The organism is Fortiea contorta PCC 7126 (assembly GCF_000332295.1).
GTDB classification, from domain to species: domain Bacteria; phylum Cyanobacteriota; class Cyanobacteriia; order Cyanobacteriales; family Nostocaceae; genus Fortiea; species Fortiea contorta.
On sequence record NZ_KB235930.1, the window covers coordinates 2,131,907 to 2,146,733 of the forward strand.

The 14,827-nt window shown below is 46.1% G+C and carries 11 protein-coding genes; 10 read left to right on the forward strand and 1 reads right to left on the reverse strand.

Features of this window, described 5'->3' with window-relative positions; genetic code table 11:
* Nucleotides 1–161 precede the first annotated feature (161 nt).
* The 3 genes from MIC7126_RS0109990 (at nucleotide 162) to MIC7126_RS29195 (ending at nucleotide 2,344) form a co-directional block, all read left to right on the forward strand.
* A complete protein-coding gene (locus MIC7126_RS0109990; protein ID WP_017653001.1) occupies nucleotides 162–1,004 on the forward strand; it encodes a nitrate ABC transporter ATP-binding protein in 843 nt (280 codons plus the stop codon).
* Nucleotides 1,005–1,106: 102 nt separating this feature from the next.
* On the forward strand, nucleotides 1,107–1,763 hold the full coding sequence (locus tag MIC7126_RS0109995) for a tetratricopeptide repeat protein (RefSeq protein WP_017653002.1): 657 nt from the start codon (nucleotides 1,107–1,109) through the stop codon (nucleotides 1,761–1,763).
* Nucleotides 1,764–1,963: 200 nt separating this feature from the next.
* On the forward strand, nucleotides 1,964–2,344 hold the full coding sequence (locus tag MIC7126_RS29195; RefSeq protein ID WP_081603010.1) for a hypothetical protein: 381 nt from the start codon (nucleotides 1,964–1,966) through the stop codon (nucleotides 2,342–2,344).
* A gap of 141 nt (nucleotides 2,345–2,485) precedes the next feature.
* Here the strand turns inward: MIC7126_RS29195 and MIC7126_RS0110005 are convergent, their stop codons facing one another.
* Nucleotides 2,486–3,193: a DUF2459 domain-containing protein gene (locus tag MIC7126_RS0110005; RefSeq protein WP_017653004.1), complete on the reverse strand. Its 708-nt coding sequence runs from the start codon at nucleotides 3,191–3,193 to the stop codon at nucleotides 2,486–2,488.
* 87 nt (nucleotides 3,194–3,280) lie between these two features.
* Here MIC7126_RS0110005 and MIC7126_RS0110015 point away from each other — a divergent pair, with 87 nt between their 5' ends.
* The 7 genes from MIC7126_RS0110015 (at nucleotide 3,281) to MIC7126_RS0110050 (ending at nucleotide 14,638) form a co-directional block, all read left to right on the forward strand.
* A complete protein-coding gene (locus MIC7126_RS0110015; protein WP_017653006.1) occupies nucleotides 3,281–4,165 on the forward strand; it encodes a lipid kinase in 885 nt (294 codons plus the stop codon).
* A 114-nt stretch (nucleotides 4,166–4,279) separates the two neighbouring features.
* Nucleotides 4,280–4,885 (forward strand): exopolysaccharide biosynthesis protein, encoded by a 606-nt coding sequence (locus MIC7126_RS0110020; RefSeq protein WP_017653007.1) that lies wholly within the window; start codon nucleotides 4,280–4,282, stop codon nucleotides 4,883–4,885.
* A gap of 840 nt (nucleotides 4,886–5,725) precedes the next feature.
* Nucleotides 5,726–9,193 carry a beta strand repeat-containing protein gene (locus MIC7126_RS28600; protein WP_081603011.1) on the forward strand — a complete coding sequence of 1,156 codons (3,468 nt, stop codon included), beginning with the start codon at nucleotides 5,726–5,728 and terminating at the stop codon, nucleotides 9,191–9,193.
* Complete coding sequence (locus MIC7126_RS28605) at nucleotides 9,123–12,569, forward strand: beta strand repeat-containing protein (protein ID WP_081603012.1); 3,447 nt, start codon at nucleotides 9,123–9,125, stop codon at nucleotides 12,567–12,569. Before MIC7126_RS28600 ends, MIC7126_RS28605 begins: the two co-directional genes overlap by 71 nt.
* Before the next feature lie 179 nt (nucleotides 12,570–12,748).
* The gene (locus tag MIC7126_RS0110040; protein WP_017653009.1) at nucleotides 12,749–13,150 is read left to right on the forward strand and encodes a hypothetical protein; all 402 of its coding nucleotides are present in this window, start codon (nucleotides 12,749–12,751) and stop codon (nucleotides 13,148–13,150) included.
* A gap of 15 nt (nucleotides 13,151–13,165) precedes the next feature.
* Nucleotides 13,166–14,059, forward strand: a complete 894-nt coding sequence (locus MIC7126_RS0110045) for a tetratricopeptide repeat protein (RefSeq protein ID WP_161606840.1) — start codon at nucleotides 13,166–13,168, stop codon at nucleotides 14,057–14,059.
* A gap of 309 nt (nucleotides 14,060–14,368) precedes the next feature.
* Complete coding sequence (locus MIC7126_RS0110050; protein WP_017653011.1) at nucleotides 14,369–14,638, forward strand: hypothetical protein; 270 nt, start codon at nucleotides 14,369–14,371, stop codon at nucleotides 14,636–14,638.
* Nucleotides 14,639–14,827: the final 189 nt, after the last annotated feature.

Sequence of the window (14,827 nt, forward strand, 5' to 3'; positions counted from 1 at the left end):
ACTTCATTAACGAAGCTTTTTACTTCATTAACAAAGCTTTTTACTCCATTAACGAGGCTTTTTACTTCATTAACAAAGCTTTTTACTCCATTAACGAGGCTTTTTACTTCATTAACGAGTATCTGAACTTTAACATTCAGCTTTTTAACTACCCAATCGCCATGCAAAACCGCACCTTAAACCTTACCAGCATTCCCACAGACAAAGGAAACCGTCAACCTTTCCTAGAGATTAAAGACGTTTCCAAAGTCTACCCCACAAAGAAAGGCCCCTTCACAGTCCTCGATGGCGTTAACTTAAACGTCAATCAAGGCGAATTTATTTGTGTAATTGGGCACTCTGGCTGTGGTAAATCTACACTTCTCAACATGGTATCTGGTTTTAACTTTCCTACATCAGGACAAGTGTTGCTAGAAGGAGAACCGATTACCAAACCAGGGCCAGACAGAATGGTGGTGTTTCAAAACTACGCCTTGCTACCTTGGCGCACAGCTTTTGAAAACATTTACCTAGCCGTGAACGCAGTTTATCCCAACAAACCAGAAGCCGAAAAAAGAGCCATTGTCCGCGAAAATCTCACAATGGTAGGGTTAGGTGACGCTATGGAAAAGAAACCTCCCCAAATGTCAGGGGGGATGAGACAGCGGGTTTCCATCGCCCGCGCTTTAGCAATTCGCCCCAAAGTCCTGATTTTAGACGAACCATTCGGGGCGCTAGATGCGATTACCAAAGAAGAATTGCAAGAAGAACTGCTAAAAATTTGGAGTGATAATCGCTGTACAGTGCTGATGATTACCCACGACATCGACGAAGCGCTATTTTTAGCAGACAAATTAGTCATGATGACCAATGGCCCCCACGCCAAGATTGGCGAAGTCATGGAAATTCCCTTTTCTCGCCCACGCGATCGCGCCCGCATCATGGAAGACCCACAATACTATAAACTACGTAATTATGCCCTAGACTTTCTCTTCAACAGATTTGCCCATGATGACGTCGGCTAAAACGTTCTCCAACACGATTCAGGTTAGCCCTCAAGTCAAAAGTAATAGGTAAAAAATCAAATTTTACCGCTTACTTTTGGCTTTTTTGTGTATGTTGAGAGGATGCCTCACAACTTATATTTACACTCCTCTATTGTGCAAACCCGTGATTGGCAACCTAGTACTGAAAAAAGATGGGAAGCGATGCTGAATTTTCAGGAATACTATAACCAGGGTGTGCAAAAGCTTGAGCAACGCAATTTCAACGGTGCAATAGAAGATTTTAGTCTGGTAGTGCAGTTAAATCCTAGATACTACGAGGGTTTTTGCCTCAGAGGTTTGGCAAAATCTCACTTAGGAAATTTTCAAGCAGCCGTTATCGACTTTGATCAAGCACTGCGACTAAATCCCAACCATACAGATGCTTACAACAGTCGGGGAACTGCTTATGCAGAACTAGGAAAAATTGAAGCGGCCATTACCGACTTTAACCAAGTAATCAGAATCGATCCGAAGTCTGTAGATGCTTACTACAATAGGGGCTTTTTGAATTATAGACAGGGAAATCACAAGCTAGCGATCGCTGATTTTAACCAAGCACTACAAATTAACCCCAACTTAGCAGATGCTTACGGGAATCGAGGACTGGCTAAATATGCTTTAGGCGATCGCAAAAGCGCTATTACTGATCTACAGCAAGCTGCAAGTCTGTTTCAACAGCAAGGAGATACTTTGAGGTATCAGCAAACACAAAGTCTCCTTCGGCAGATTCAGCAGTGACCAATATTCAAATTTATAAAAATCATCTTTAATCAGTTAATTTTAAGGGTAAGCTAGGAAGACTTACCCCTAAATTTAGCCTAACTAAATAAAAACTTTATTGTAACGAGCATCATCAAATTAATGGTTCCAAAAATTTATTTGATTTTTGATAATATATCGAATAACCTATATGGTCAGTTATCTTTTTTAGGAAGGTTATGAACAAAAAAATCACACTTAATTTGCTTGCTTCTTCTTCAATTGTTACCTCGTTGATATCTACACTAGGGATAATCAATCCTGCCCACGCTAGTGTTAACCTTACCCAGAGATTACTACACACTAATGATGGTCGTACCTGTATCAGTAATCCCCACGGTTTCAAGAATTTTGTCTGTATTCGAGATTCTGAGAGAGACTCAAAAGCTCCTGCACCCAAATCAATGGTAATCACAGACCAGCCATCTGATAGCACAATTGCAGAACTTAATTTCACAGATGAAGAAAGCGAGGCTGCAATTAGCTTGTTTAAGTGCGACTGTCCGTTTTGCATCAACTCTTTGCGACAGTTACGTGGTACTGGCAGCTTGGTATACTAGGCTTTACAAGTATTAGCCTGTATCTGCAAGCAGGGCGAGAAAGTTGGCGATCATATCGTCAACTACCTCAATAAAAGAAGTGTTTAATGTTAAGAATAAGTGGAGTATTAACGATTTTTATCTACTTCATCTCCTCGACCCTCATTCCCCGCAATTACTCTTCAAATGCAACATAATACCCAAAGATAAACCATCCCAAACAGGAGTATTGATATCTGCTGTCCGCAAACCTTCTGCTGTCCAGGAATTACAATTTCTCAACAGCGAATAACTGCCCATTGCTTGATAAAACCCAGCATTGGTAGAATGACCATTGCCCAAGCGGATTTTATCACCTTTGGTGTCTAATTGAAAGGACGCTTGGATAAATTGCATTAATTTTAAATAATCAGCCTGATTAACTCTGATACATTTAATATGAAAATAATCTGGTCTTAATTGATAACCTTGAACATGCATTACGGAAGGAGTAGGTAAAAATAATGCCTTGAAAGTTGTAGAAAATTTCATCTCTGCCAGCGAAGGAGTTAACATATAAAAATCTCGGTCGCCCCAACCGAAACTCAAATATTTGTAATCATTAGCCGCATCAGTGCCAATAGCTTGTACAGAGATATATTTATGCCAATCAAAAATAGGTGTTTTAGTAGCAACAATAATATCAGAATGAATTCCTCTGTCAGCAACGCAAACCTCCAAATCACAGTTATTTTTTAAATAACTGCTCCACTTCCTCGGCATTAACGCACCAACAGCTAATAAAGCTAAACTAGATAAAACTAGAATCAAAAAATAACGAGTAAGACAACACAAGTAACGGTAGTAAACTAAATTCTTGGTAAATTTCATAACAGTTGCAACAAGATTTGCTCCTCAACTTTCAATAAAGTATATGGACTTTGACTAAAACAGCCTAAAAAATTAAAGGTAACGCCCATGTGTTCTCGCGCACTACTGTTAGTAAATCGCCACGCTCGCCAAGGACAAAAGCGCCTCTCAGAGGCGATTCATTATTTAAAAAAACTAGACTTAGATTTAGTCGAAGAACCCATAGAAAATTCTCAACATTTAGCAGAAACTATCCTCAAGTATAAGCATCAAGTTGACTTAGTGATTATTGGCGGCGGCGATGGTACTTTAAATGCAGCAGTAGACGCCTTAGTAGATACCCAATTACCTTTAGGAATATTACCTTTAGGTACCGCCAACGATTTAGCCAGAACCCTAGGAATCCCCAACTCTCTAGCAGAAGCCTGTAAAATTATTGCCCAGGGACAACAACGACGCATCGATTTAGGATTAGTTAACGATAAATATTTTTTCAACGTTGCTAGTATGGGGCTGAGTGTGAAAATCACCCAGCGACTCACCAAAGAAATTAAGCGCCGTTGGGGAGTATTTGCTTACATTGCTACCGCATTGCAAGTCATCTGGGAAGCGCGACCCTTTAGAGCCATAATTCGAGTTAATGGCGAATCGATTCACGTTAGAACCGTACAAATTGCAGTAGGTAATGGTCGTTATTACGGCGGTGGTATGGCAGTAGTTCATGATGCCACAATCGATGACCAGCGGCTAGACCTCTACAGTTTAGAAATTGAGCATTGGTGGCAGATAATATTCTTATTACCAGCCATGCGGCAAGGAAAACACATAAACTCACGGAAAGTCCGCGCCTTACACGGTCAAGAATTTGAAGTAGAAACCCGTAAACCTCGCCCCATTAATACCGATGGTGAAATCACCGTCTACACCCCAGCCAAGTTCCAAGTTATTCCTCAAGCCATAGCTGTTTTAGTCCCATCATCTACCAAGTTATGATTTTATTTGCAACCAACAATACATGATAAAACGTAAGCAGTAAGTTAAGCTGTGTTTTATTGAACTACTTAGGTATAGATCATAGTTGCGGAAAATCACCTTAACTCATAACCAATGCAGCTCAGATTTTCTCAAGATATTAAGTCATTATTGCAACGCCTAGCAGAACAACCATTAACTCTCAAAGACATCTTAGAGCAAACCTCCGAAAGGGGCTTTAGCTTAGTCATAGTGTTATTAATTTTGCCATTTTTGTTTCCCATGCCACCGGGATTTACCGGGCCCTTTGGTGGCGCTTGCCTGCTATTATCATTGCAGATGGTATTGGGTAAACGATCGCCCTGGCTACCAAATAAAATTGCTAATTATCAATTTCCTAGTAAATTCGCCCATATCCTGTTACAAAACCTGCGAAGAGTCACGAGGATTTTAGAAAAAATTGCCCGACCCCGCCTAAGAAAAATAGCCGAAAACCCTTTTTCTTGGCGATTGAACGGGCTTTGTATCTCTTGGTTAACAATATTATTAATTTTGCCAATTCCCTTAACTAATCCTATTCCCACAATCGGTATTTTATTATTAGCCATAGCTACCATCGAAGCCGACGGTTTATTAATGTGTATTAGTTACATTATCACCATATTAATTACCATATTATTCGGCTTTATCGGTTATGGATTGTGGTTAGCCCCTGGGTTGCTACCATCCATACTTAAGTAATTACACAAGAAAATTTAGAAATCAGATTTGATTGTGAAAAAACCTCAGCGTACCTCTGCGTTAACCTCAGCGTACCTTAGCGTTAAAAAAATATAGCACTTGCCCCAGCGCGCATATACGAACAATACCACTACGTTTCAGCTTTGAATTCAGTTTCAGCATAATTCTATAGAGAACACAAAAGACAAATCACTAATAACAACAGCAATCTTTAGTGATTATACTTTTTTTTCAGTGTTATCACGGTGACTGTATTTAGGAGTGTTTCAATAAAATAAACATCGTGACTCAGTGCTTTCGCTCACAAAGCAACTAGTTCAAAACACATTTTTTGCAAAAATCTCCTTGCTTGATACACCTGGACATTCATTGCTTGGTAAGTGCCGCAACTGGCTTTACCATGCTGCTTTGTAATGTTCAACAGAGAAGTTATTTCAAGGACAGTTTGCTGTGTATCTTTACACATTGCTAAAGAAAAGTTAAGATGTCCTGTACTTTTTCAGTTCATGAATTAGCGATTGTTTTGCTTGTAACACATCAACATCCTGGATTGTTAAACCCGGATTTTAGGAAATACAGCGACCTGCTGACGATTGGAAGATGGAAATAATACCCAGCTAAAAACCGGATTTATTAGTTGTACGGTTACAAGCAAAATTAATTACCTAAAAGGTTAGCAACTTTTAGTCAGGGAGATTTTTTCCAGTTAAATATCACCGTATGCTTTCACCAGAAAGTCAGAAATGTCAGTTAGCGCCAAGACATTTACTGGTTATTTTTCAGGTGAATGAACTTTGTCATTTTCAACAGTATTAGTAATTAAAAAACATAGGTACTTATATGAAGATGCATCCAATTTATTGGTACGCTATCAAACAACCAATTACAGGGCCTTGTCGGAAATTATTAGTTTTATTATTCACTGGACTGTTATTACCAATAGGCTTGATATCAGTCCTCATTCCCAGTGCCCAAGCTCAAAAAATTAGAATTGTACCTAATCCTAGTGGCGCAGGTCAATTTGATACCACAAACATCACTCAAGGTTTCAATGCGGTAGCAATTGGTGCCGCAGCCAGCGCTGAAGGCAGCAATTCTATAGCCATAGGTACTGGCGACGGTCTAAATCCCATGGCCAGCGCTCCAAATGCGATCGCTATCGGTCGTCTAGCATCTTCATCTAATACCAGTGCTACAGCAATAGGCAATAACTCTAACGCCTCTGGTGTATCATCTACCGCTTTAGGAGAGACAGCCAGAGCTCAAGGCGCTAACTCAGTAGCAGTAGGTAAAAACGCTAACACAGCTACAGCCGCCACAGATGCGATCGCCACAGGTACTAATGCCACAGCCAACGCCAGCGGTGCAGTTGCCACAGGTGCCACTGCTACCGTCAGTAGCGGGGCGACAGGAGCCACCGCCATCGGTCAAGGTGCCAACGTTGGCACTGGTGCGGCTAGTGCTACTGCCATCGGTCAAGGAGCAAAAGTTGAAGACAATGCTACCAATGCCATTGCTACCGGTGCTGGTGCCACCGTTAGTAATGGAGCGGCAAATTCCACCGCCATTGGTCAAAACGCCACAGTAGCAGCTAATACAACCAATGCGATCGCCACAGGTACTGGTGCCGCCGTGAATACTGGTGCGGCGAGTTCCACCGCCATCGGTCAAAACGCCAAAGTAGGAAGCAATGCTACCAACGCCATCGCCGCAGGTACTAATGCTAGCGTCGGTAACAACGCCACGGGTTCCACCGCCATCGGTCAAGACGCCACAGTGGGAGCCAACGCTACTAACGCCATCGCCACAGGTACTGGTGCTAACGCCAATGCTAGCGGTGCGATCGCCACAGGTAATAACGCTCAGGCACAAGGAATCGGTTCCATAGCCACAGGTAATAACGCCATTGTCAATGCTGGTGCGACGAACTCCACAGCCATTGGTCAGAGTGCCACAGTAGCAGCCAATGCCAACAATGCGATCGCTGCAGGTACTGGTGCTAATGCAGGTAGCAACTTTGCCGTTGCTGTAGGTACTTCTGCCCAAGCCACAGGTAACGCCGCGATCGCTACAGGTGCTGGTGCCGAAGCAACCAAAGATAGGTCACTGGCAACAGGAGTTCTCGCCTCAGCCACAGGTGATTTTTCCTCTGCTTATGGTGTGGATAGTGAAGCCTCGGGAACCTCCTCATCAGCTTATGGTGACACTGCTACTGCCAGTGGTGTCAATGCTACTGCCGTTGGTAGAGGTAGCACAGCTAGTCAGCAAAATGCCACCGCCACAGGTAACGCCGCCCAAGCTACGGGTACTTCAGCATCAGCTTATGGTGACACTGCTAATGCTAGTGGGGTAAATGCTACCGCCGTGGGTAAAGGTGCCACAGCATCTGGTGCGAGTGCTCTAGCCACAGGCGATAGTGCTAACGCTAGTGCTACAAATGCGATCGCCACAGGTACTAATGCTCAAGCACAAGGAATCGGTTCTATCGCCACTGGTAACAATGCCAAAGTTAATGCTGGCGCCACCAACTCCGTCGCCATCGGTCAGAGTGCTACCATCGCGGCTAATGCCAACAATGCACTCGCTGCAGGTACTGCTGCTAACGCCAATGCTAACAACGCCGTCGCCATTGGTAACACTGCCACTGCATCAGGTATAGCCTCAACAGCATTGGGAGAAGGAGCGCAAGCCCAAGGTAATAACTCCATTGCCATCGGCTCTAACCTAGCCACCGATCCCACCATCAAAACGACTGCTAGTGGTAATGGTGCGATCGCTATCGGTACTGCGGCCCAAGCTGCAGGTAATTCTGCATCAGCTTATGGTGATGCAGCTAATGCCAGTGGGTTAAATGCCACAGCAGTGGGTAAAGGGACTGTAGCCAATCAGCAAAACGCCACCGCCACAGGTAACACCGCCCAAGCTACAGGTGCTTCGGCATCAGCTTATGGTGACGCCGCTAATGCCAGTGGGTTAAATGCCACAGCAGTGGGTAAAGGGACTGTAGCCAATCAGCAAAATGCCACCGCCACAGGTAACGCTGCCCAAGCTGCAGGTACTTCGGCATCTGCTTACGGTGACGCGGCTAATGCGAGTGGGTTGAATGCTACCGCTGTTGGTAAAGGTGCTATGGCGTCTGCAGAAAGTGCCACCGCCACAGGTGACGCCGCCAATGCTAGTGGCTTGAATGCCACAGCAGTGGGTAAAGGCACTGTAGCCAATCAACAAAATGCCACCGCCACAGGTAACACCGCCCAAGCCACAGGCGCTTCGGCATCTGCTTATGGTGATGCAGCTAATGCCAGTGGGTTAAATGCCACAGCAGTGGGTAAAGGCACTGTAGCCAATCAGCAAAATGCCACCGCCACAGGTAACACCGCCCAAGCTACAGGCGCTTCGGCATCTGCTTACGGTGACTCGGCTAATGCCAGTGGGTTAAATGCCACCGCTGTTGGTAGAGGTGCTATGGCGTCTGCAGAAAGTGCCACCGCCACAGGTGACTCGGCTAATGCTAGCGCCATGAATGCCACAGCAGTGGGTAAAGGAACTGTAGCCAATCAGCAAAACGCCACCGCCACAGGTAACACCGCCCAAGCCACAGGTGGTTCTGCATCTGCTTATGGTGATGCAGCTAATGCCAGTGGGTTAAATGCCACAGCAGTGGGTAAAGGCACTGTAGCCAATCAACAAAATGCCACCGCCACAGGTAACACCGCCCAAGCCACAGGCGCTTCGGCATCTGCTTACGGTGACGCCGCTAATGCGAGTGGAGTCAATGCTACAGCAGTGGGTAGAGGTGCTATGGCGTCTGCAGGAAGTGCGACTGCCACAGGTGACTCGGCTAATGCTAGCGCCATGAATGCCACAGCAGTGGGTAAAGGGACTGTAGCCAATCAGCAAAACGCCACCGCCACAGGTAACACCGCCCAAGCCACAGGTGGTTCTGCATCTGCTTACGGTGACGCCGCTAATGCGAGTGGAGTCAATGCTACAGCAGTGGGTAGAGGTGCTACGGCGTCTGCAGGAAGTGCGACTGCCACAGGTGATGCAGCTAATGCGAGTGGAGTCAATGCTACAGCAGTGGGTAAAGGAACTGTAGCCAATCAGCAAAACGCCACCGCCACAGGTAACACCGCCCAAGCTACAGGTGCTTCTGCATCTGCTTATGGTGATGCAGCTAATGCCAGTGGGTTAAATGCCACAGCAGTGGGTAAAGGAACTGTAGCCAATCAACAAAATGCCACCGCCACAGGTAACACCGCCCAAGCCACAGGCGCTTCGGCATCTGCTTACGGTGACGCCGGCTAATGCGAGTGGAGTCAATGCTACAGCAGTGGGTAGAGGTGCTATGGCGTCTGCAGGAAGTGCGACTGCCACAGGTGACTCGGCTAATGCTAGCGCCATGAATGCCACAGCAGTGGGTAAAGGGACTGTAGCCAATCAGCAAAACGCCACCGCCACAGGTAACACCGCCCAAGCCACAGGTGGTTCTGCATCTGCTTATGGTGATGCAGCTAATGCCAGTGGAGTCAATGCTACAGCAGTGGGTAGAGGTGCTACGGCGTCTGCAGGAAGTGCGACTGCCACAGGTGATGCAGCTAATGCGAGTGGAGTCAATGCTACAGCAGTGGGTAAAGGAACTGTAGCCAATCAGCAAAACGCCACCGCCACAGGTAACACCGCCCAAGCTACAGGTGCTTCGGCATCTGCTTATGGTGATGCAGCTAATGCCAGTGGGTTAAATGCCACAGCAGTGGGTAAAGGCACTGTAGCCAATCAACAAAATGCCACCGCCACAGGTAACACCGCCCAAGCCACAGGCGCTTCGGCATCTGCTTACGGTGATGCAGCTAATGCTAGTGGAGTCAATGCTACTGCCGTTGGTAGAGGTGCTATGGCGTCTGGTGTGAGCGCGATCGCCACAGGTGATGCCGCCAATGCTAGTGGACAAAATGCGATCGCTACAGGTAACAGTGCCCAAGCAAATCAAGAAAATGCGATCGCCACAGGTAATGCTGCCAAAGCTCAGGGCATCTCAGCTATTGCTACAGGTAACAATGCTACCGTGGGCGCAGGTGCCGCAGGTTCTACTGCCATTGGACAAAATGCCACAGTAGCAGCCAATGCAGCTAATGCGATCGCTGTCGGCACTAATGCCCAAGCAACTCAAAATAATGCGATCGCCACAGGTAATAATGCTCAAGCTGCTGGTAATTCTGCATCAGCTTACGGTGATGGCGCTCATGCAAGTAAGCTGAATGCCACCGCCATTGGTAAAGGTGCTACAGCCTCCGGAGACAGTGCTATTGCCACAGGCGACACCGCCAGCGCCAGCGGACTCAATACCACAGCTATTGGTAAAGGTGCTACAGCCTCCGGGGACAGTGCTGTTGCCACAGGCGACACCGCCAGCGCCAGCGGACTCAATACCACAGCCATTGGTAAAGGTTCTACAGCCTCCGGAGACAGTGCGATCGCTGCAGGTGATACAGCTAACGCCAGTAGATTGAATGCGATCGCCATTGGTAAAGGTTCTACAGCCTCCGGAGACAGTGCGATCGCCACAGGTGATACAGCTAAGGCCAGTGGACAAAATGCTATAGCCGCAGGCACTAACGCCACAGCCAATCAGCAAAACGCCACCGCTACAGGTAACGCCGCCCAAGCCACAGGTGTTTCCGCATCCGCTTACGGCGACGCTGCTAATGCTAGCGGACAAAATGCTGTAGCCATTGGTAAAACTTCCACAGCATCTGCAGAAAATACTATAGCTACAGGCACTAACGCCACAGCCAATCAGCAAAACGCCACCGCCACAGGTAACACCGCCCAGGCCACAGGTGTTTCTGCATCCGCTTATGGTGATGGCGCGGTTGCTAGCGGGATGAACGCCGCCGCCATCGGTAAAACTGCTACTGCATCTGGTAGTAATGCGGTAGCTACAGGTACTAACGCCACAGCCAATCAGCAAAACGCCACCGCCACAGGTAACGCCGCCCAAGCCACAGGCGCTTCTGCGTCCGCTTATGGTGATGGCGCGGTTGCTAGCGGGATGAACGCCGCCGCCATCGGTAAAACTGCTACTGCATCTGGTCAAAATACCGTAGCTACAGGTACTAACGCCACAGCCAATCAGCAAAACGCCACCGCCACAGGTAACGCCGCCCAAGCTACCGCCGCTTCTGCATCCGCTTACGGTGATGGCGCGGTTGCTAGCGGAGTTAATGCTACAGCTACAGGGTCTAAATCTACCGCCAGTGGCGCCAACGCGATCGCTAGCGGTAACACTGCTGTTGCTAGCGGTCAAAATTCCATCGCTTCAGGTACCAATGCCAGAGCAGTTGGCGACAATTCCATTGCTACAGGTCTTAACACCACAGCCACTGGTTTAAATGCTACCGCTACCGGTGCTGGAGCCACAGCGATTGGAGACAATGCCACCGCCACTGGTGCTGGTGCTTACGCACAAGGTGCATTTGCTACCGCTACCGGCGCTGGTACCAGAGCCGTCGGCGATAACGTCATCGCCATTGGTAAAACTGTCACTGCCGATGGTAGTAATGCTACCGCCTATGGTAGTAATGCCACTGCCTCCGGTAACAACGCAACTACCTACGGTAGCAACGCCGCCGCCATCGGTAGCAATTCCACCGCCTACGGTAGCGACGCTACAGCCATTCAAGACAACACCTCCGCCTATGGCTACGATGCCATGGCCAGTGGTGTTAATGCTACAGCTGTAGGTGCCGGGGCGACGGCTTCTGGTGCAAATTCCCTAGCTTCTGGGGCTGGTAATTTTAATGCCAACACTGGTACATTTGAGCAAGCAGCAACCGCATCTGGTAATCAATCGGTAGCTACAGGATTTGGCGCCAATGCCACGAAAACAAACGCTATCGCCGTCGGTGCAGCCAGCGCTCTGGGAGAATCAGCGATCGCCATTGGACAAGGTGCACAAGCTAGTCAATTGGGCACAGTAGCCATCGGTCGCAATGCCCAAGCTACAGGTGATCCAGCCACCGCCGTTGGTGATTCCGCCGTAGCTGCAGGCATAGATTCTGCCGCCTTCGCCTACAGAGCCACAGCCAACGGTAATTACGCCACAGCCCTAGGTACTGCTACGCAAGCTAGTGGTGTCAATTCTACAGCTATTGGTGCCAATGCTACAGCTTCTGGTACTAACTCTACAGCCATTGGCGCCGGTGCGATCGCTACTGGTGCAAACCAGATAGCTTTGGGAACACCTGCTAGCTACTACACCTTACCAGGGTTAGCGCCTTCAGGACAGTTTGTTGGTAGCGATCGTCAGAGTGGCGAAAGACGCTTTGTCACAGTCGATCAATCTGGTAATTTAGGCACCGCTGCTGCTTTTTACGATCCAGCCACAGTGGAAAAAATCGAAAGAGGACTAGTTACCCTAGGTGAACAAATCCAATCTGTCGGCGCCCTCGCTGCAGCCCTATCATCTATTCCCAACACCATCGCATCTGGTAGCGGTGGCGGTTGCGGTGTGGGTGCAGGTGTTTATGGTGGTGCATTTGCTGGCGCGGTTGGTTGCGTGACTCGCCTCACCAGCACCATCACTTTTAATGCTGGTGGTTCCTTCACATCGGCGCCTGCTTCCTCCAGCTACAGCAGCTCTTCTAGCTTCATGGGACGCATCGGTTTATTCTTCCAGTTCTAACGCTGTGATTGAGAGCAGAAAGCAGAGATGAATAATTTTGTTCCTGCTTTCTGCTTTTTTATACCAAATTGCCAGCAATTGTTAAACAAATAATACAACTACACGCAACTTGGTATCAGATGTGCCACAACTGATTCATTTCTTTCCCAACAACTTTTAATGCCATAGGGTCTCACATCATGAAATTCAAAGCGATCGCCGTTTCTATCGTCTCCGCTTTTCTCTTTTCTCTATTGCTCACTTCTTTGAATAGCCAAGCTCAAAACCGCCCCCAACCCACCCGTAATAACAGCAATACCAACACAGCTACACCAAATGATTGGTCAAAAATTCCCAGAACTGAAGCAGAATTTATGCAAGGTTGTATGGGACAACAAAGTCTACAACCAGCCCAAAGAAATGCTAAACAAAATTTTTGTCAATGTGCTTTTAGTGCTTATAAATCTCGATATAATCCCCAGACTTTCTCTCAAATTAATGCCTTGGCTGTAAAAGTTGGACAAGATGGACCCCGCCTAGTTAACCTAATGATGAAGCCTGAATTAGACCGTTGTTCCAACCAAAATAATTATCATCCATAACTGAATATGCATTGCTTGAGTCGTCGTGTCATTGCTCATTTGTATCCACTAGGTTATTTACTAGGAATAGGAATATTTTGGACAACTTTATCCACAAATATTCAAGCTCAAGAAACACCCAGTAATCAACCACCAGTTGTCAATTCTTCTTTAAGTGCAGAAGAAAACTTTCAACGTGGTAATCTCACTCGCGCCATTCAACAATGGAGCCGTGATATTAAAAGTGGTACTAATGCCATTGAAGCTTTGTTTAATCGCTCCCAAGCTTATATTTTACTCAAGCAATACGACTTTGCTGTCCAAGATTTAAATCAACTAGTTCAAATCCAAGGAAAAAATACCCCCGCCCGTGTGTTTATGGTGCGGGGAATTGCCCTCAGTGAACTCAACCAATTACCAGCAGCAATTGAAAGTTTTAACCAAGCAGAAAAGCTCCAACCTTCTCCTCTGATTTATAGTAATCGTGCGCTGGTATATCAACGGGCTGGACAATTACCCCAAGCTCTAGAAGATTTAAGTAAATCAGTTCAAGTCGCACCAACCTTTATTAATCGCTTAAATCTCGCAAATGTAAGGATTCAACTTGGTCAATTTCAGCAAGTAGTTGCAGAAATGAATCAATTAATAGCTACAGAAAAATCATTTTTTCCATCTTATATCACTCGCGGTATAGCCTATTACAACCTAGGGCAATATGAAGCAGCAATTCGTGATTTCGTCTTCAGTCTCAAAATTTTTCCCGACCAACCAGAAGCCTATTATTATGCAGGTTTATCGTTTGCTAAATTGAACCACAAAGAAGATGCATCACGCAACCTCATTCGTTCAGCCGAAATATATCTGCAACGCAACCAATCTCAGAGCTACCGCCAAGTTCTAGAAAAAATCAACGAACTCAACCTGCAATAGAGTTGAGATCAACCTGAGATTCAGCTTGTAACGATTTCCAACAATATACCTGCCTTGAAAATAGAGCACGAGAGAGCCACTCCTATCTCAGCGCTTTTGAAAAATTGATTGCAACAGTAATCATTTTCTCTATTCCTTAGCCTCTAGTTCCTAACCCCTATATTCAAGGTAGGTTTAATAAAGTAAAGTACGTAATTTTACTGCTTTCAAAATTATTTTAGAGTGAAATAATTGACTTATTTGGAGACAGTATTTAAATACATATTTCTCCATTTAATCCTACTAACGACAATCAGCAGAGGTAAATTTATGCCCACAGTTCAACAGAAAGTGTATCTCATTACTGAACAACAGCACGAAGGATTAATGAACTATCTTCTTAATCGTCCATACCGCGAAGTTGCTGCTGGAGTTCAGTTTTTGACTAACGCTCCTACTACTATTCTCAATGTAGAAGTTCCTGAAGAAAAGTTAGCAAATCCTGATGCAGAGCAAGCATCTCAATCTAGTAATGAAGAGGAACCAGCAATAGAAATAGTTCCCGCTTCCACACAAGAGTCTGTCTTTGGTCGTGCCTAAAACTGTTAACGGTCTAGACTAAATTAAAATCTGGTTCAGCTAAGAAATATTTATAGATACTGACTCTGTGTAGAGACGAAGTAAAAGCAACGTCTCTATGCAGATTATCGTCTGCTGAAATTATCTGAATTGAACCATATTTATCTATAAAATTGCATATAAATTCTGAGAGCTATATGTACTGAAAAT